17 protein-coding genes are annotated in these 16,794 nt (G+C 67.6%); 4 read left to right on the top strand and 13 right to left on the bottom strand.

Annotated features, from left to right (window positions below; translation table 11 throughout):
* The first annotated feature begins 419 nt into the window (after nucleotides 1-419).
* From ACE3QP_RS00360 to ACE3QP_RS00370, 3 genes are all read left to right on the top strand, one after another.
* The gene (locus ACE3QP_RS00360) at nucleotides 420-3,287 is read left to right on the top strand and encodes a ribonucleoside-diphosphate reductase subunit alpha (RefSeq protein ID WP_374432670.1); all 2,868 of its coding nucleotides are present in this window, start codon (nucleotides 420-422) and stop codon (nucleotides 3,285-3,287) included.
* A gap of 271 nt (nucleotides 3,288-3,558) precedes the next feature.
* A complete protein-coding gene (locus tag ACE3QP_RS00365; protein ID WP_374432671.1) occupies nucleotides 3,559-4,719 on the top strand; it encodes a ribonucleotide-diphosphate reductase subunit beta in 1,161 nt (386 codons plus the stop codon).
* 203 nt (nucleotides 4,720-4,922) lie between these two features.
* Complete coding sequence (locus tag ACE3QP_RS00370) at nucleotides 4,923-5,456, top strand: histone (protein WP_374432849.1); 534 nt, start codon at nucleotides 4,923-4,925, stop codon at nucleotides 5,454-5,456.
* A gap of 56 nt (nucleotides 5,457-5,512) precedes the next feature.
* Here ACE3QP_RS00370 and ACE3QP_RS00375 read toward each other — a convergent pair whose 3' ends face one another.
* The 12 genes from ACE3QP_RS00375 to ACE3QP_RS00430 all read right to left on the bottom strand — a co-directional run bounded on the left by ACE3QP_RS00375 (nucleotide 5,513) and on the right by ACE3QP_RS00430 (nucleotide 15,687).
* Complete coding sequence (locus ACE3QP_RS00375) at nucleotides 5,513-6,556, bottom strand: DUF3426 domain-containing protein (protein ID WP_374432672.1); 1,044 nt, start codon at nucleotides 6,554-6,556, stop codon at nucleotides 5,513-5,515.
* The gene (gene prmA, locus ACE3QP_RS00380) at nucleotides 6,553-7,446 is read right to left on the bottom strand and encodes a 50S ribosomal protein L11 methyltransferase (RefSeq protein ID WP_374432674.1); all 894 of its coding nucleotides are present in this window, start codon (nucleotides 7,444-7,446) and stop codon (nucleotides 6,553-6,555) included. Before prmA ends, ACE3QP_RS00375 begins: the two co-directional genes overlap by 4 nt.
* Nucleotides 7,443-8,792: an acetyl-CoA carboxylase biotin carboxylase subunit gene (gene accC / locus ACE3QP_RS00385; protein ID WP_374432675.1), complete on the bottom strand. Its 1,350-nt coding sequence runs from the start codon at nucleotides 8,790-8,792 to the stop codon at nucleotides 7,443-7,445. The genes prmA and accC overlap by 4 nt, the downstream gene beginning before the upstream one ends.
* 12 nt (nucleotides 8,793-8,804) lie before the next feature.
* Nucleotides 8,805-9,275: an acetyl-CoA carboxylase biotin carboxyl carrier protein gene (gene accB / locus ACE3QP_RS00390; protein ID WP_374432677.1), complete on the bottom strand. Its 471-nt coding sequence runs from the start codon at nucleotides 9,273-9,275 to the stop codon at nucleotides 8,805-8,807.
* A 29-nt stretch (nucleotides 9,276-9,304) separates the two neighbouring features.
* Nucleotides 9,305-9,745, bottom strand: coding sequence for a type II 3-dehydroquinate dehydratase (gene aroQ / locus ACE3QP_RS00395; protein ID WP_198111351.1), 441 nt, complete (start codon nucleotides 9,743-9,745; stop codon nucleotides 9,305-9,307).
* Nucleotides 9,746-9,840: 95 nt separating this feature from the next.
* Nucleotides 9,841-10,332, bottom strand: coding sequence for a TlpA family protein disulfide reductase (locus tag ACE3QP_RS00400; protein ID WP_374432678.1), 492 nt, complete (start codon nucleotides 10,330-10,332; stop codon nucleotides 9,841-9,843).
* A complete protein-coding gene (locus tag ACE3QP_RS00405; protein ID WP_374432679.1) occupies nucleotides 10,329-10,928 on the bottom strand; it encodes a hypothetical protein in 600 nt (199 codons plus the stop codon). Before ACE3QP_RS00405 ends, ACE3QP_RS00400 begins: the two co-directional genes overlap by 4 nt.
* Nucleotides 10,925-11,236, bottom strand: a complete 312-nt coding sequence (locus tag ACE3QP_RS00410; protein WP_374432681.1) for a DUF4440 domain-containing protein — start codon at nucleotides 11,234-11,236, stop codon at nucleotides 10,925-10,927. Before ACE3QP_RS00410 ends, ACE3QP_RS00405 begins: the two co-directional genes overlap by 4 nt.
* Nucleotides 11,233-11,961 (bottom strand): monofunctional biosynthetic peptidoglycan transglycosylase, encoded by a 729-nt coding sequence (mtgA, locus tag ACE3QP_RS00415; protein ID WP_374432682.1) that lies wholly within the window; start codon nucleotides 11,959-11,961, stop codon nucleotides 11,233-11,235. The genes ACE3QP_RS00410 and mtgA overlap by 4 nt, the downstream gene beginning before the upstream one ends.
* A complete protein-coding gene (gene aroE, locus ACE3QP_RS00420; protein ID WP_374432684.1) occupies nucleotides 11,955-12,794 on the bottom strand; it encodes a shikimate dehydrogenase in 840 nt (279 codons plus the stop codon). Before aroE ends, mtgA begins: the two co-directional genes overlap by 7 nt.
* The gene (locus tag ACE3QP_RS00425) at nucleotides 12,791-13,669 is read right to left on the bottom strand and encodes an energy transducer TonB (protein ID WP_374432686.1); all 879 of its coding nucleotides are present in this window, start codon (nucleotides 13,667-13,669) and stop codon (nucleotides 12,791-12,793) included. The genes aroE and ACE3QP_RS00425 overlap by 4 nt, the downstream gene beginning before the upstream one ends.
* Nucleotides 13,666-15,687 (bottom strand): ribonuclease catalytic domain-containing protein, encoded by a 2,022-nt coding sequence (locus ACE3QP_RS00430; RefSeq protein ID WP_374432687.1) that lies wholly within the window; start codon nucleotides 15,685-15,687, stop codon nucleotides 13,666-13,668. Before ACE3QP_RS00430 ends, ACE3QP_RS00425 begins: the two co-directional genes overlap by 4 nt.
* A gap of 62 nt (nucleotides 15,688-15,749) precedes the next feature.
* Here ACE3QP_RS00430 and ACE3QP_RS00435 point away from each other — a divergent pair, with 62 nt between their 5' ends.
* The gene (locus ACE3QP_RS00435; RefSeq protein WP_374432689.1) at nucleotides 15,750-15,947 is read left to right on the top strand and encodes a hypothetical protein; all 198 of its coding nucleotides are present in this window, start codon (nucleotides 15,750-15,752) and stop codon (nucleotides 15,945-15,947) included.
* A 7-nt stretch (nucleotides 15,948-15,954) separates the two neighbouring features.
* Here the strand turns inward: ACE3QP_RS00435 and ACE3QP_RS00440 are convergent, their stop codons facing one another.
* Entirely contained in the window at nucleotides 15,955-16,725 is a 771-nt protein-coding gene (locus ACE3QP_RS00440) for an MBL fold metallo-hydrolase (RefSeq protein WP_374432690.1), read from the bottom strand.
* Nucleotides 16,726-16,794: the final 69 nt, after the last annotated feature.

Below are 16,794 nucleotides of genomic sequence, written 5' to 3' on the forward strand. Positions count from 1 at the left end.
CATGCGGTCTGGCGGGCGGAAAGGGCTCGCCGGGCGCATGCCCAAAGGACTTCGGGGGCAGCCTGCGCTGACGGCGCGGGGACACGCCCCGGTGCCACGCTGAGAGGGCCATTTCGATGCACGGGACGGAGCGCGTTTGTGTCAGGCTGTCAAGCGGGCAACACGCTAGGGATAGTGGTTGAGTGCGCGATGACCGCTAGATATAGTGGCTGTGGTATCGTGACGACCTTCACAAAGCGCAGTCCCTGCCCATCGTTTCAACGCCTTTCTCGGCGTCCGGACGGGGTGGCGGCGAGCCGGAATCGCAGGCCGTCGAAAGCGCGTCCCTTGAATCACTCCGCAAGGCCCCGCCAGGGGTCCTTGCCCCGCCTTTGCCCATCGCCGGCAAAGCCCGTTTGACCGTTGTAAGAGGTTCATTCATGCAAAGCAGCGTCCTGTCCGCCGTCCCCGCTGGGGAACGCCCCGTCAGCGCGAGCGCCCACGCGCTTCCGTCGGCTTACCAGGCTTACCAGATCATCCGCCGCAACGGCGCGGTGGTCTCCTTCGAGCCGAGCAAGATCGCCGTGGCGTTGATGAAGGCTTTCCTCGCGGTGCATGGCGCCCAAGGCGCGGCTTCCGCCAGCGTGCGCGAGACGGTGGATGGCCTGACCGAGGCCTGCGTGCGCGCCCTGCTGCGTTCGCGCCCGGGCGGCGGCACCTTCCATATTGAAGACGTGCAGGACCACGTGGAGTTGGCCCTGATGCGGGGTGGGCACCACGAAGTGGCGCGCGCTTATGTGCTGTACCGCGAGCGCCGCTCCGCCGAGCGCGCGGCCAAGGGCGAGGCCCCGGTGGCCGCGCCGCCGGCGGAAGCGCTGTTTGTGCTGGACGGCGGCGTGCGCAAGCCGCTGGATCTGGGCGCGCTGCACGCCCTGATCGAGTCGGCCTGTGCCGACCTGGGTGCTGAAGTGAAGGCCGGACCGATCCTGGCCGAAACCCAGCGCAATCTGTACGACGGCGTGCCGCTGGACGAGGTCTACAAGGCCGCCATCCTCTCGGCCCGCACCTTGATCGAGAAAGAGCCCGGATACACCCGCGCCACCGCCCGCATCCTGCTGCACACCATCCGCAAGGAAATCCTGGGCGAGGAAGTGACCCAGGCCGGCATGCAGCAGCGCTATGCCGAGTACTTCCCCAAGTACATCAAGAAGGGCGTGGAAGCCGAGTTGCTGGACCCGCGGCTGCAGCAGTACGACCTGGCCAAGCTGGGTGCGGCCCTGAAGGCCGAGCGCGACCTGAACTTCGACTACCTGGGCCTGCAGACCCTCTACGACCGCTACTTCCTGCACATCCGCAAGACCCGCATCGAGATGCCGCAGGCCTTCTTCATGCGTGTGGCCATGGGCCTGGCGCTGAACGAGATTGACCGCGAGGCGCGCGCCATCGAGTTCTACGAGGTGCTGTCGAGCTTCGATTTCATGAGCAGCACGCCCACGCTGTTCAACAGCGGCACGCTGCGCTCGCAGCTGTCCAGCTGCTACCTGACCACGGTGGCCGACGACCTGGACGGCATCTACGAGGCCATCAAGGAAAACGCGCTGCTGAGCAAGTACGCCGGCGGCCTGGGTAACGACTGGACCCCGGTGCGTGCGCTGGGCAGCCATATCAAGGGTACGAATGGCGAGAGCCAGGGCGTGGTGCCTTTCCTGAAGGTGGTGAACGACACCGCGGTGGCGGTCAACCAGGGTGGCAAGCGCAAGGGCGCGGTCTGCGCCTACCTGGAGACTTGGCACCTGGACATCGAGGAGTTCCTGGAACTGCGCAAGAACACCGGCGACGACCGCCGCCGCACCCATGACATGAACACCGCGAACTGGATTCCGGACCTGTTCATGAAGCGCGTCATCGAAGGCGGCGAGTGGAGCCTGTTCTCGCCCAGCACCACGCCCGACCTGCACGACCGCATCGGTGCCGACTTCGAGAAGGCCTACGTGGCCTATGAAGAGAAGGCCGCGCGCGGCGAGATCAAGCCTTACAAGAAGATCGGCGCGCGCGAGCTGTGGCGCAAGATGCTGACCATGCTGTTCGAGACCGGGCATCCCTGGATCACCTTCAAGGACGCCTGCAACGTCCGCTCGCCACAGCAGCATGTCGGCGTCGTGCACTCCAGCAATCTGTGCACCGAGATCACGCTGAACACCAATGACAGCGAAATCGCCGTCTGCAATCTGGGCTCGATCAATCTTGCCCAGCACCTGAAGGATGGAGAGGTCGATCACGCCAAGCTGAAGAAGACCGTGTCGACGGCCATGCGCATGCTCGACAACGTCATCGACATCAACTACTACGCGGTCAAGAAGGCGCGCGACTCCAACCTGCGCCACCGCCCGGTGGGCCTGGGCCTGATGGGCTTCCAGGATGCGCTGTATCAGCTGCGGGTGCCCTACGCCAGCCAGCAGGCGGTCGACTTCGCCGACCGCTCCATGGAAGCGATCTGCTACTACGCCTACTGGGCCAGCTCCGAGCTGGCCGAGGAGCGCGGCCGCTACTCGACCTACCGCGGCTCGCTATGGGATCGCGGCATCCTGCCGCTGGACAGCCTGGATCTGCTGGCCGAGCAGCGCGGCGGCTTCGTCGAGGTGGACCGCAGCAGCACGCTGGACTGGGAGGCCCTGCGCACTCGCATCGGTCAGCACGGCATGCGCAACAGCAATTGCGTGGCCATCGCCCCGACCGCCACCATCTCCAACATCATTGGCGTGGACGCCTCGATCGAGCCGAGCTTCGGCAACATCTCGGTGAAGTCCAACCTCTCGGGCGAGTTCACCGTCGTCAACGAGTACCTGGTGCGCGACCTCAAGAAGCTCGGTCTGTGGGACGAGGTCATGGTCATGGACCTGAAGCACTTCGATGGTTCGCTGCGTCGTATCGACCGGGTGCCCGAAGAGGTCAAGGCTCTGTACGCCACGGCCTTCGAGATCGAGCCGCAGTGGCTGATCGAAGCCGGTGCACGCCGCCAGAAGTGGATCGACCAGGCGCAGAGCCTGAACATCTACATGGCCGGCGCCTCGGGGCGCAAGCTCGATGAGACCTACAAGCTGGCCTGGACGCGCGGCCTGAAGACCACCTACTACCTGCGCACCATCGGCGCCACGGCGGCCGAGAAGAGCACCGTCAGCCGGGGTCAGCTGAACGCCGTGTCGAGCAGCGTGCCACACGCTCCGATGGCTGCTGCCGAGCCCGAGCTGCCCGCCACCGACGCGAAGTTCTGCAGCATCGACAACCCCGACTGCGAGGCCTGCCAATAAGGCTGCTGCGAGACCCGATCTTGGGCCTGCGAAGCTCGCCGTACGGGAGTACGGCTGCGCGCCGCAGACCCAACCTCAGGCCCTTCGCCACGCCTTCTTGGCACGCTTCGGCCGCTATTTGGATGGTTTGATTAAACGTTCAATCATTTAAACCAAATAGCGATTCGATGCCCTGGCGCAACGCATTCGTGCGATGGCAACGAAATCGATGCAAAAACCATTTGCCGACTCGCCGTCATCACTTTGATAATTTGCTAGAAGAGGAACGTCCATGTTGCATTGGGAAGACGACGTCAAACCCAGCCCCGCACTCGCCACACACAGTGCCCTGTCTGCCGCAGCCAAGAGCCCGGCCAGCGTCCCCGTCACCCCTTCGCAAGTCCACTCGTCGAGCACCGCCGCGCAGAGCGGTTCGCGCCGCGTCAATGTCGCCGACAAGCGCATCATCAACGCGCAGACCGACGTCAACCAGCTGGTGCCCTTCAAGTACAAGTGGGCCTGGGAAAAGTACCTCGCCACCTGCGCCAACCACTGGATGCCGCAGGAAGTGAACATGAGCCGCGACATCGCGCTCTGGAAAGACCCGAACGGCTTGAGCGAGGACGAGCGCCGCATCATCAAGCGCAACCTCGGCTTCTTCGTTACGGCGGATTCGCTGGCGGCCAACAACATCGTGCTGGGCACCTACCGCCACATCACGGCGCCCGAGTGCCGCCAGTTCCTGCTGCGCCAGGCCTTCGAAGAGGCGATCCATACCCACGCCTACCAGTACATCGTCGAGAGCCTGGGCCTGGACGAGGGCGAGATCTTCAACGCCTACAACGAGGTGCCCTCGATCCGCGCCAAGGACGAGTTCCTGATCCCGTTCATTGACGCGATCATGGATCCGGCCTTCAAGACCGGCACGCCCGAGACCGACCAGACCCTGCTGAAGAGCCTGATCGTGTTCGCTTGCCTGATGGAGGGCCTGTTCTTCTACGTCGGCTTCACGCAGATCCTGGCGATGGGCCGCCAGAACAAGATGACCGGCGCGGCGGAGCAGTACCAGTACATCCTGCGTGATGAGTCCATGCACTGCAATTTCGGCATTGACCTGATCAACGCATTGAAGCTCGAGAACCCGCATTTGTGGACGGCCGAGTTCAAGGCCGAGATCAAGGCGCTGTTCCTGAAGGCCGTTGAGCTCGAGTACCGCTATGCCGAGGACACCATGCCGCGTGGCGTGCTGGGTCTGAATGCCGCCATGTTCAAGGGCTATCTGCGCTACATCGCCAACCGCCGTGCGGTGCAGATCGGCCTCGACCCCCTGTTCCCGAACGAAGAGAACCCCTTCCCCTGGATGAGCGAAATGATCGACTTGAAGAAGGAGCGCAACTTCTTCGAGACGCGCGTGATCGAGTACCAAAGCGGGGGCGCGCTCAGCTGGGATTGAACCGGCTGGCCCTCCTTGGTCGAACTGGATAAGAGCCACACAGCTTCAGCACTTGCGTTCACGGCCCCCCAAGAAGGGCCGGAACAGGGTGCCAACGAATTCACCCCTGGTGGCCTGAAGGCTGCTTGGGGTGAATGGCCGTACCTGCTGCGTCATGCGCGTTGCAGGGCGGTTTTTTCCTCCCCTTGATCAAGGAGATTCACATGGCAACTGCGAAGAAGGCCGCTCCGGCCAAGAAGGCCGCCCCGGCGAAGAAGGCCGCCCCGGCGAAGAAGGCCGCCCCGGCGAAGAAGGCCGCCCCGGCGAAGAAGGCTGCTGCTCCGGCGAAGAAGGCCGCTGCTCCGGCAAAGAAGGCCGCTGCTCCGGCGAAGAAGGCCGCTGCTCCGGCGAAGAAGGCCGCTGCTCCGGCAAAGAAGGCGGCTGCTCCGGCGAAGAAGGCCGCTGCTCCGGCGAAGAAGGCCGCTGCTCCGGCGAAGAAGGCCGCCCCGGCGAAGAAGGCCGCTCCGGCGAAGAAGGCCGCTGCTCCGGCGAAGAAGGCCGCTCCGGCGAAGAAGGCCGCTGCTCCGGCGAAGAAGGCCGCTCCGGCGAAGAAGGCTGCTGCGGCCAAGCCGGCTGCCAAGCCTGCGGCCAAGAAGGCCTCGGCCACCAAGTCGCCGCCCGTGAAGGCTGCGCCCACGGCCAAGACCACGCTGAGCCCGCAAGCCGCCTGGCCTTTCCCGACCGGCAACAAGCCCTGAACGAATTCGGCCCACCTCGGGTCGAGTATTCAAAGCCCGCCTCTGGCGGGCTTTTTTTATGGGTGGAAGAGGCCGACCTCGTAACCGGCCAGCCGCCCATCCAGGCGGAAGGTGGCGTGCAGATCCAGGCTGGCGCCGGGCTCGATGCGCTGCGTGTTCTGACCCAGTTCCGCCGGGCTGAGGCTGCGGCGCAGCAGACGGCGTCCATCGCCGTCGGCCAGTTGCAGGTCGACCCAGGGAAGCCGCAGGGCATGGCTGGCGCGGTTCTCGATGCGCAGGCGCAGCTGGTAGGCTTGGCCCTGGGGGGTTGGTTGCAGGCTGGATGAAGCAACCACCAGACCATCCAGGCGGGTCAGCGTCACGGGTTCACAGCCTCCGCACGCACGCTGCCACAGCGTTTCGATCAGAGGCCACTGCGCCCGCAGGGCATCCCGTTCGATCCAGGCCCATTGCAGGGGCAGTGCCAGGACAAGCACCGCCGTGGCCAGCCAACCCAGCGTGCGCAGGCCGGTGCGGGGCCGCGGCGGCCGTTCCAAGGAGGCAAACGGAGTCGGGGTCGCTTCGGCCGGGGCAGTGCCGGGGGCGGTGGTACCGAGCAGCCGGCGCATGCGTTCGGCGGCCTGCTGGGCATCCGCTTCGGGATCCAGTTCGGCGCCCGGTTCGGCGTTCCGTTGCATTGCCGTCAAGTCGCTCGGGACCGCGGTGGTCGCCGCGAGCTCGCGCGGCGCGTCCTCAAACCCCGGCTCGGTTCGGCCGAAGCGGTCTGCTGACCAGCCCGGCGCCGAATCCTCCTGCGGCAAGTCCGCGGCATCCGGCTCGCCGTGCGGGGTCTCGGTGCTGGCGAAGGTGGATGCGAACCCGCTGGACTCGGGGGTGGGCTCGAAGGGGGCCGGCTCGGGAGGAGCCGGGGCGGGAACTGGCGAAGGAACTGGCGCGGTAGGGCGGATGGCCGCCCCGGTCTCCAAGTCGAACAGATGGGCGCGGGCGTCGAACACGGCGTCGCAGCGCCCGCAGCGCACAAAGCCCTCGCTGACCCGGAGCTGGTCCTCCGCGACGCGGAACACCGTGGCGCAGGAGGGGCAGCGGGTGGCCCAGCTCATCGCGTCCCGGTCAGCAGCACCCAGCCGTCTTCGGCGTCCGTCACGCTCAGGGCCAGCCAGGGTGCGTACACCGCGGCCAGTTCCTCGGCCTGCCGTTCCAGCAGCCCTGCCAGCACCAAGGAGGCGCCAGGCTTCAGATGCGCGCAGAGCAGCGGCGCCAGCAGCTTCAACGGCGTGGCCAGGATATTGGCCAGCACCAGATCGAACTCGCCTTGCGCCAGCTCGGGTTGGCCAACCAACACCTTGACCCCGTTGACCTCGGCGTTGTGGCCGGTGGAGGTGACGGCGGCGGGATCGATGTCCACGCCGGTCAGGTCGGTGGCACCGAGCAGGCCGGCCGCAATGGCCAAGATGCCTGAGCCACAGCCGTAGTCGAGGACGCGACGCCCCTGCCAATCACCCTGACGAGCCAGCCAGCGCAGGCACATGCGGGTGGTGGGATGGGTGCCGGTCCCGAAGGCCAGCCCCGGGTCCAGACGCATCACGGTGCGGGCCTGTGGCGGGGCTTCGTGCCAGCTGGGCACGATCCAGAAGCTCTCGGTGATGGGCACCGGCGCGAACTGGGACTGCGTCAGGCGCACCCAGTCCTGGTCGTCCACGGGCACCAGGCCCTGGACATGCACGTCGGCCGCAAAGTCCTGCGCCAGCAGCGTGGTCAGGGCCTCGCTGGCCTCTTCCTGTGTGCCGAACAAGGTCTTGAGGATGCTGCGTTGCCAGCCCGCGCGCGGGATCGGCATGCCGGGCTCGCCAAAGAGGGCCTGCTCGTCGGGGCTGTCGGCATCGGCATCTTCCACCGTGACCGACAGCGCATCGAGTTCCATCAGCGCATCGCTGACCCGTTCCACCTGTTCCTGTGGGCAGATCAGTGCGAGTTCGACGAGCTGGCTCATCGCTTGTGCTGGGCCATCCAGTGTTCGAGGTAGTGGATGCTGGTGCCGCCCTCGATGAACTTGGCGTCCACCATCAGTTCGCGGTGCAGCGGGATGTTGGTCTGGATGCCTTCCACCACCGTCTCGGCCAGCGCAGTGCGCATGCGCGCCAGCGCCTGCTCGCGGGTGTCGCCGTGCACGATGATCTTGCCGATCATCGAGTCGTAGTTCGGCGGCACGAAGTAGTTCGTGTAGGCGTGGCTGTCCACGCGCACGCCGGGGCCGCCCGGTGCATGCCAAGCGGTGATGCGGCCGGGCGAGGGCACGAACTTGACCGGATCCTCGGCATTGATGCGGCACTCGATAGCATGGCCGCGCAGCTCGATCTGCCGCTGCGTGAAGGGCAGCTTCTCGCCAGCGGCGATCAGGATCTGCTGCTTGACGATGTCGATGCCGGTGACCATCTCGGTGACCGGGTGCTCCACCTGCACGCGCGTGTTCATCTCGATGAAGTAGAACTCGCCGTTCTCGTACAGGAACTCGAAGGTGCCGGCGCCGCGGTAGCCCAGTTTCTTGCAGGCGGCGGCGCAGCGGTCGCCCACCTTCTCGATCAGGCGGCGCGGGATGCCGGGGGCCGGGGCCTCCTCGATGATCTTCTGGTGGCGGCGCTGCATCGAGCAGTCGCGCTCGCCCAGCCAGACCGCGTTCTTGTGCGTGTCGGCCAGGATCTGGATCTCCACATGGCGTGGGTTCTCCAGGAACTTCTCCATGTAGACGGCCGGATTGCCAAACGCGGCGCCGGCTTCGGCGCGGGTGGTCTGCACGGCGTGGATCAGCGCAGCTTCGGTGTGCACCACGCGCATGCCGCGCCCGCCGCCACCGCCGGCGGCCTTGATGATCACCGGGTAGCCGACCTCGCGCGCGATGCGCACGATTTCCTTCGGGTCCTCGGGCAGGGCGCCTTCGCTTCCAGGCACGCAGGGCACGCCGGCCTTGATCATGGCCTGCTTGGCGCTGACCTTGTCACCCATGGTGCGGATGGCCGCCGGCGTCGGACCGATGAAGGTGAAGCCCGAGCTCTCGACGCGCTCGGCGAAGTCGGCGTTCTCGCTCAGGAAGCCGTAGCCGGGGTGGATGGCCTCGGCGTCCGTCACCTCGGCGGTGGCGATGATGGCCGGCATGCTGAGGTAGCTTTGCGCCGAAGGCGCCGGGCCGATGCAGACGGCTTCGTCGGCCAGCTTCACATACTTGGCTTCGCGGTCGGCTTCCGAGTACACGACCACGGATTGAATGCCCAACTCGCGGCACGCCCGCTGAATCCGAAGAGCAATCTCTCCTCGGTTCGCAATGAGAATCTTCTTGAACACGGTGAACCCGCTTTACTCAATGATGAACAGCGGCTGGCCGAATTCGACGGGTTGACCGTTCTCGCAGCAGATCTTGGTGACCGTGCCGGTGGCGTCGGCCTCGATCTCGTTCATGATCTTCATGGCTTCGATGATGCAGATCGGCTCACCGGCTTTGACCTGCTGGCCCACTTCCACGAAGGCCTTGGCGTTCGGGCTGGAGGCGCGGTAGAAGGTGCCGACCATCGGCGACTTGACGACATGGCCGCTCGGCGCGGCTTCAACCGGGGCAGCCGCCGGGGCTGCAGCGGCCGGGGCGGCGGCCATGGCAGGCGCCATGGCCTGCATGGGCATGGCCTGCATCGGCATGGCCTGCACCACCGGAGCGGCGGCGGGGGAACTCTTGACGATGCGCACCTTGCCATCGGCCTCGGTGATTTCCAGCTCCGAGACGTTGGACTCGGACACGAGGTCGATCAGGGTTTTGAGCTTGCGCAGATCCATGAGGTGTTCTCCGTTCGTGCCAGCACGCCTCAGGCCGAGGCCAGACGTGCCAGCGCGGCTTGCAGGGCCAGCGAGTAGCCCTGCGCGCCAAGGCCGCAAATGACGCCCTCGGCCAGCTCACTGAAATAGCTGTGCTGGCGAAAGGCTTCGCGGCGGTGGATGTTGGACAAATGAACTTCGATGAAGGGAATCGCCACGGCCGCCAGCGCGTCGCGGATGGCCACGCTGGTGTGGGTGTAGGCGGCCGGGTTGATCAGGATGAAGCGCGTGCCATCACGCGCCGCGGCCTGGATCCGGTCTACCAGGGCGCCTTCGTGGTTGCTCTGGAAGCTGACCAGGGCCACACCGGCGGCCTGGGCCTGGGCGGCCAGGGCGGCGTCGATATCGGCCAAGGTTTGGCGCCCGTAGACCTCAGGTTCCCGCGTGCCGAGCAGGTTGAGGTTGGGTCCGTGCAGTACCAGAAGGCTCACTAGAGCGGCTTCCCTAACGATGAAAAGGGCGGACTTTACGCGTTTTCGTTACAGATCCGGCCAATTTCGTCAGAAAAGGGGGCAGACCGTCTGGGTTAACCCTTGCTCTGGGGCAGCTCCGTCAGCTTCTCCAGATCGGCCGGGTGCGTGACACCCAGGCGCCGCCAGACGATGCGGCCCTGCGGGTTCAAGGCCACGCTGAAGGGCAGGGCGCCGGTCTTGTTACCCAATTGGCGCGCCAGTTCGCTGCCGGACAGCCCGGCCAGCCCGATCGCGAAACTGACCGGGCGCTTGGCCAGGAACTCGCGCACCGGCGTCGGTCCGTCGACGGCCAGGCCGAGCACCGTCCATTGGGTCTGCGCGCGCGCGAAGGCGTCCAGGTCGGGCAGTTCGCGGATGCAGGGTGCGCACCAGGTGGCCCAGAAGTTGACGAACAGCCAGCGGCCCTTCAGCTCCTGCAGTACGAGTTCGCCGCCCGCCGGGCGGGCGAAGCGGCTGGCCCAGAGCTTGTCTTCGGGGGCGGCCCAGGCCGGCTGGGTGGCGGCGAGGGGAGTGGACAAACCGAGCAAGAGCTGGCGGCGTTTCATGGGGTGTCACTTTCAGCCAGGCGGCGGCGCAGGCCGGCGGCATCGCCCCGCCAGGTCTGGCCACGTGCATCGGGCAGCAGGGCGCCGCGGCGTTCGCGCGGGTCCAGCACGGCCAGATGCAGGGCCACGGGCTGTTGGAAGCCGGGCGGCGGGCGCAGCCAGATGACGAGGTTTTGCAGATCCTGCCCGCGCGCATCGCGCCCCTGCGGGCCGGGCTCGGGGTTCTCGCCCAGGTTCAGCAGGGCGATCTCGGGGGCCTTGGGGTCGTCGGCAAACAGTTCGACGTGCAGGTCGGAAAAGCGGTTGGCCGTGCCGCGCCAGGCCGCGCCCACCAGCAGGGGCTCGAACTCGGCCAGGCGCTCCAGCCAGCGCAGCGCCAGTTCGCGCAGGGTGCGCAGCTCGGCGGGCTGGGTGTCGGCCTGGAACAGGCTGAGGTGCTCGCGCAGCGCCTCTTCCACCAGTTCATTGCCGGGCAGGGCGGTACGCGGGGGCAGGCCCAGGTCGCGCAGCGCGCGCTGCTTGGCCGGGCCCCAGGGCATGCCTTCCTCGGCAATCAGGCGCGCGCTGGCCTGGGCGATTTCCAGTTCAAGACTCATGGGATGGGGGTGGCCTGGTGAAAGCGCATCTGCCAGCCGGCGGCGCCATGCTGCCAGATCGAACTGCGCCAGGCCGGGCGGGGGCCCAGGCTGCGCCAGCTTAAGAGCCAGCAATCGGGCGCCAGTTCGATGGCCTGCACGTCGCTGCGCAAGGGGGCTTCGCCCGCGCCGCTCAGCTCGGCCAGCACCGCGGCGCGGTTCCAGCGCCGGCCGCTGCGGCCGAACTCGAAGAACTCGGGGTGCAGCAGGCGTTCAAAGTCCTGGCCCTGGGCTAGTCGGTCTTCCAGGGCGAGCAGGCTGTCCTTCATGGCAGCTCCACCGCCGGCATGCGGGCCTGGATGGTGGCACTGCGCCCGCTCAGGTAGGCCGAGCCGGGGCGCTTCTCGAAGCGCTTGGGGGCCGGCAGCATCACCGCCAGGCGGGCGGCCTGGGCGCTGCCAAGCTGCTTGGCGGGGATGCGGAAGTAGTGGCGCGCGGCGGCCTCGGCGCCGAACACGCCCTCGCCCCACTCCACATGGTTCAGGTAGATCTCCAGGATGCGGGATTTGCTGAGGAACAGCTCCAGCTCCAGCGTGATCAGCGCCTCCTGGGCCTTGCGGGCCAAATTGCGCTCTCCGCTCAGGAACAGGTTCTTGGCCAGCTGTTGGCTGATGGTGGAGCCGCCCACGACCTTGGCTGGCTTGGCCTGGGAGCGCTTGGCGGCGCGCGCTTCGGCCTTTTCGTTGCGCTCCCAGGCCTTGTCCACGGCGTCCCAGTCGATGCCGCCATGGTCCACAAAGCCCGCGTCTTCGGAAGCGATGACGGCGCGTGCCAGTTGGGGCGAGATGGCGGCAAGGTCCTGCCATTCCTGGCGCCAGGGCAGTTCACCCTTGACCTTCAGGATGCGCAGGGCTTCGCTGCGCTGGAAGGTGGTGGAGCTCGGGTCCAGCACGTTCATCAGCAGGATGCGCCCGGCCAGATAGAGCTGCAGCGCCAGCACGGCCAGGCCCAGCAGCAGCAGCCAGCGGCCCAATATCCCGACAGGCCTCAGCATGCCTGGGGCACCTCGGCGCGCAGGGCGGCGAACACAGGGGCTGTGTCAGGGCGCAGGCCCTGCCAGGCCTCGAAGGCCAGCGCGGCCTGCTCGACGAGCATGCCCAGGCCGTCGCGCACCCGTGCCCCTTGCGCCTGCGCGGCTTGCAGGAAGCCGGCGGCGGCCGGGCCGTAAACCATGTCCAACGCCCAGGCCTCGGGCGCGAACAGGCCCGGTGCCAGCTGCAGTTGGCCACCGCCCAGGGCGGTGCTGGTGCCATTGATGACGCCCTCGAAGGCGTGCGCCGGCGCGGTACCCCAGGGCAGGCTGTGCAGGGGCACGCCCAGATCGGCGTGGCGCTCGATCAGGGCCTGCACCTTGTCCGCGCTGCGGTTGCTGAGGGTGATGGAGGCCGGCCCGGCCGCGATCAGCGGCGCCAAGCAGCCGGCCACGGCGCCGCCTGCGCCCAGGATCAGCAGGTGCCGGCCGGCCAGGGCGAAGCCGGCGCGTTCCAGCAGGTCGTTCACCAGGCCCTGGCCATCGGTGTTGTCGGCCCAGAGCTGGCCGGCGTCGTCCCAGCCCAGGGTGTTGGCGGCGCCGGCACGGCGCGCGCGCTCACTGGCGCGCTGCGCCAGTGCCAGGGCCTCGGGCTTGAAGGGCAGGGTGATGTTGCAGCCGCGCAGGCCCTGGGCGCGCAGCCGCTGCAGGGTGGCAGCCAGGCCGTCGAGCGGGGCCTCGATGGCTTCGTAGCGCAGGGGCCGGCCCGTCTGGTTGGCAAAGGCTGCGTGGATGCGCGGCGAGCGGCTGTGGGCGATCGGGTGCCCGAGCACCGCGTAGAAGGGCAGTTCGTTCATGGCGAGGCGGGCGCTTCGAGGGCGGTGTGCAGGCCCTTGTCGCGGTCAAAGCTGAAGCGGGCGCTGATGACGAGGATTTCCGCCTCCTGGCGCATCTCCTTGCTGAAGGCGCCAAAGGGCCCGGCGGCGCGCACGATGGCCACGGCGCGCCGGTCCAGCAGGCTGTTGCCCGAGGGCTGCACGATGTCGGTGCCGAGCAGGCGCCCTTCGGCATTGACGCTCAGGGTCATGGTCAGCTGGCCGTACAGGCGGCGGCCCTGCTGGGTGGGGAAATCGGCCGTGCCGCGCGCCTCGATGCGGCGGCGCAGCGCGTCGTAATAGCGCGCGTAGACCACCTCCTGGGTGGCGGGGCTGACGAAGCGCTGCCGCGGCCCGCTGTTGTCCTGGTTGACGCGCCGCTCGATCTCCGCCATCAGGGCCAGCAGCTGGCGGCGCCGCTCGGCCAGCGCACGGCCCTCGGGGCTGGCGGCCTCTTCCTGCGGATCGGGGGGCGGCAACTTGGCCAGTTCGCGGCGCGCCTCCACCAGCAGCTGGCGCTGCTGCTGGCGCAGTTCCTGCACGCGCTTCTTTTGGCTGGGGTCGATGGCGTCGCCCAGCTCCATTTCGGTGGAGGGCGGCAAGGGCGACTGGGCGCGCTCGGGCGCCGGGGAGTCGCCGCCACCGCTGAGATTGGCCTGCGCCAGGGCCTGCGCCTTGGTGGGGGCGCGCTCGCCCTGGGTGTTGACGAGGATGACCTCCAGCCGTTCCTCGGCCCAGCTGCGCAGCGCGCTGCCGGGCGTGGCCAGTTGAACGAAGAGCAGGGCGATGTGCAGCAGCGCCGAAGCCGCCAGGGCGGCGTGCAGGGGCTGGGCCTGGGCGCGCTGCAGCAGCTTCATGCGCCGGCTGGGGCCTCTGTCTCGGCGTCGGCCAGGTCCACCGCGATGGTCAGGGGCGCGGCGGCTTCCTCCTCCTCGCCCTCATCCGCCTCTTCGGCCGCAGTCGCTGCGGTCTGCAGGCGTTCCAGCAGGTTCGCATGCAGCTCCAGCGTCAGCAGATCGATGCCGGTGACACGCACCTTCACGGCGGCGCCACGCTCCAGGCTTTCGCAGCCCAGGGCCTTGAAGACCAGGGGCAGTTCGTCCGCGCGCACCAAGCCGTCGCGCAGGGTGCTGGCGGTCAGTTCGCTGATGCCGTTCTGCTGCAGGTAGCGCAGGGTCCAGTAGCGCTCGATCTGGCTCTGGAAGCCGTTGTAGGCGCTGTAGGCGGCGTCGAAGCTGGAAAGGATGGCGAACAGGTTCGCGTCCTTGGGCTTGAAGGGCGCCACCAATGGGGCCGTCTGGCCGTGGCGCACCGCGGCAATCAGCTGCCACTGGTTCACCAGGTCCACATAGCGGCGCAGGGGCGAGGTGCACCAGGCGTAGCAGGCCACGCCCATGCCGGCGTGCGGCAGGGGCTTGATGCCCATGCGCACCTTGATGCCCGGCGCCAGGCTGGCCTGGCTGCGGTAGAGGCCCGGCAGGCCGACCTCGGCCAGCCAGGCGCCCCAGCGGCTGTTGGCCAGGATCATGGCCTCGGCCACGATCAGATCGAGCGCAGTGCCGCGCGCGCGCTTGCTGATGTGCACGGTCTCGTCGCCCAACGGCGGTTCGCTGCGCTCGCCTTCGAGCTTGAAGCTGTAGTCGGGCCGGTTGAAGTTCTCGGGTTTGCCGCGCACCTGCTCGCGGCCGGCCTTCAGGTGCCGGGCCAGGCGGTGAGCAAAGGCCAGCTCGGCGGCGAACTCGTAGTCGGCCGGGGCCTCGCCGGTCAGGCTGGCCTCGGTGATCACGCCATCGAGCTGGTCATGACGCAGATTGCGCACGATGGGCACCGCTTCGATCCGCGTCTCGGTGCTCTTGAGCTCCAGTGTCGCCTCGTCGAACTGGCAGTACAGGCTGAGTGCCGGGCAGTCGCGGCCTTCCGTCAGCGTGTACACCTGCACCACGCTGTCGGGCAGCATGGTGATCTTCCAGCCCGGCATGTAGACGGTGGAAAGGCGCACGCGCGCCACGGCGTCGATGGCGGCATCGGGCTGGATGGCCAGACCCGGCGCGGCGATGTGGATGCCGAAAGTGACCGTGCCGCTGCCCAAGCCCTGGACCGAGAGCGCGTCGTCGATCTCGGTGGTGCTGCTGTCGTCGATCGAGAAGGCCGCCACGGCCGCGCGCGGCAGCTCGCCGATGGTCGGGGCTTGCAGTTCGGGGAAGCCGGTGCCCTTGGGGAATTGCTCGAACAGGAAGCGCTGCCAGTGGAACTGGTAGGGGTTGCCGATGGCGCCGGCCGCCGTCAGCAGGTCCAGCGGCGCCTTCTTGGCCTGCAGGGCGGCTTGCACCAGGGCCTTGTACTCGGGGCCGTTCTTGTCCGGCTTGAAGAGCAGCTTGTAGATCTGCGCGGCAATCGGCTCGGGGCAGCGGCCGGCGGCCAGCTCGCCCGCCCAGGCCTCGATCTGCGCCTGTTGCTGCTTCTTGCGCTCGATGCCCAGCAGCGCGGCCTGCACCTGCTCCTGCGGCGCCTTCTTGAACTGCCCACCCTTGCCGGCGCGGCGGAAGTAGTGCGGCGCGCCGCTGAGTGCCAGCCAGGCAGCGGCCTGCTCAGCCGCGCTGGCCTTGTCGGAAAAGTAGTCGCGCGCCAGCTCGGCAAAGCCGAACTCGCCCTCGGGGGCGAACTCCCAGGCCAGGTCGAGATCGATCTGCGCACACAGCTCGGCCGAACTGCGCAGTAGCTCGGCGGGATTGGGGGCCGAAAACTTCAGCAGGCTCTGCTGGGCCTTGAGCTTGACGCGCTTGCCGCTGTCCAGCTCGACCTGCAGGGACGCATCGGCCTCGGAAAGGATGCGGCCGGCCTGGGCCTTGCCGCTGTCATCGAACAACACAAACATGGGGCCGGATTGTCTCCGAAGGCCCCGGGCGGCTGGGCAGGCCGCCGGCGGAATCGACGCCCATGGGAATCGCCCTGGCAAAGTGCTTGGGCGGTGCCAACTTGAAGGGAGCAACGAGCACGAGGCCTGAGACGCCAGCGAGAGTTGCGCGTCATCCGCTGTTCGAAATCTGGCGCCCCGATCTCAGCCCGCTGGAGTGCGAGCTGGTCAACGAGGTTTTCATTGCCATTGGCGGCCAGCAGGGCGAAGAGCGCCTGTAGCGCGGCCTCAGGGCAGCTGGTACTGCGCGCTGCCCATCAGATCGATGCCGCAGGGCAGTTCGCGCACCCAGTCGATGAACTGCTGCACCGCCGGTCCTTCCAGCGGCGCGCCGTGCTGCGGCACGATCAGGTCGATCGGCAGCCGGCTGACCATGTCCGCCCACAGGCGCAGCACCTTGTTCGAAACCATGTAGCGGCGGTGAAAGGCTTCCATATGGCGCAGATGCGGGCCGAGCTCGCGCACGCGCTGGCCCGGATCGACCGCGCCGCCCAGCGAGGCGCCCAAATCGCCCGAGAACAGGATGCGGCTGACCGGGTCGTAGAACTGGAAATTGCCTTCGGCGTGCAGAAAGTGCGCGGGCAGGGCCCAGAGCTCGAAGCGGTCTTCACCGCTGCCCAGCTGCAGACGCGCGCCGGCGTCATCCAGCCCCTGGATGCGGCCGCGCGTCTTGCCTGGCTTGCAGAAATGCGGGGCGAAGCGCTCCCACAGGCGCGAGATGTAGACGGTGGCCTCGGTCGCCGTCATCCAGCGGTCCAGCGAGGCAATGATGTCCGGGTCGGCATGCGAGGCCAGGATGGCCGCAAGCCGCTGGGGTGGAAAGTGCTCGGCCATGCCGAGGAAGAGTTCGTTGTAGGCCAGGTTGCCGCCCGGGTCGAGGATGGCCCCGGTGCCGCCATTGACCAGCAGGAACTGATTGGACTGCACGCCCTCGCTGCCGCTGAGCTCAGAGAACATCAGGCACTGGTGCCTGCCTTGCTTGAAAAGAATCGTCGCCACATTCACCTCCCGGACCGCGGCGCACTGTAGGCAGGCGCGCGGTGGGAGGTGTTGATGGCCGTCAAGCCG

This window comes from Inhella sp. (assembly GCF_041912635.1).
Classification (GTDB): domain Bacteria; phylum Pseudomonadota; class Gammaproteobacteria; order Burkholderiales; family Burkholderiaceae_C; genus Inhella.

Excerpts from the sequence above, each read along its gene's own strand:
- ACE3QP_RS00360 (WP_374432670.1), top strand. The coding sequence starts at position 420 with ATGCAAAGCAGCGTCCTGTCCGCCGTCCCCGCTGGGGAACGCCCCGTC.
- ACE3QP_RS00365 (WP_374432671.1), top strand. The coding sequence starts at position 3,559 with ATGTTGCATTGGGAAGACGACGTCAAACCCAGCCCCGCACTCGCCACA.
- ACE3QP_RS00370 (WP_374432849.1), top strand. The coding sequence starts at position 4,923 with ATGGCAACTGCGAAGAAGGCCGCTCCGGCCAAGAAGGCCGCCCCGGCG.
- ACE3QP_RS00375 (WP_374432672.1), bottom strand. The coding sequence starts at position 6,556 with ATGAGCTGGGCCACCCGCTGCCCCTCCTGCGCCACGGTGTTCCGCGTC.
- prmA (WP_374432674.1), bottom strand. The coding sequence starts at position 7,446 with ATGAGCCAGCTCGTCGAACTCGCACTGATCTGCCCACAGGAACAGGTG.
- accB (WP_374432677.1), bottom strand. The coding sequence starts at position 9,275 with ATGGATCTGCGCAAGCTCAAAACCCTGATCGACCTCGTGTCCGAGTCC.
- ACE3QP_RS00400 (WP_374432678.1), bottom strand. The coding sequence starts at position 10,332 with ATGAAACGCCGCCAGCTCTTGCTCGGTTTGTCCACTCCCCTCGCCGCC.
- ACE3QP_RS00405 (WP_374432679.1), bottom strand. The coding sequence starts at position 10,928 with ATGAGTCTTGAACTGGAAATCGCCCAGGCCAGCGCGCGCCTGATTGCC.
- ACE3QP_RS00410 (WP_374432681.1), bottom strand. The coding sequence starts at position 11,236 with ATGAAGGACAGCCTGCTCGCCCTGGAAGACCGACTAGCCCAGGGCCAG.
- mtgA (WP_374432682.1), bottom strand. The coding sequence starts at position 11,961 with ATGCTGAGGCCTGTCGGGATATTGGGCCGCTGGCTGCTGCTGCTGGGC.
- aroE (WP_374432684.1), bottom strand. The coding sequence starts at position 12,794 with ATGAACGAACTGCCCTTCTACGCGGTGCTCGGGCACCCGATCGCCCAC.
- ACE3QP_RS00425 (WP_374432686.1), bottom strand. The coding sequence starts at position 13,669 with ATGAAGCTGCTGCAGCGCGCCCAGGCCCAGCCCCTGCACGCCGCCCTG.
- ACE3QP_RS00430 (WP_374432687.1), bottom strand. The coding sequence starts at position 15,687 with ATGTTTGTGTTGTTCGATGACAGCGGCAAGGCCCAGGCCGGCCGCATC.
- ACE3QP_RS00435 (WP_374432689.1), top strand. The coding sequence starts at position 15,750 with ATGGGAATCGCCCTGGCAAAGTGCTTGGGCGGTGCCAACTTGAAGGGA.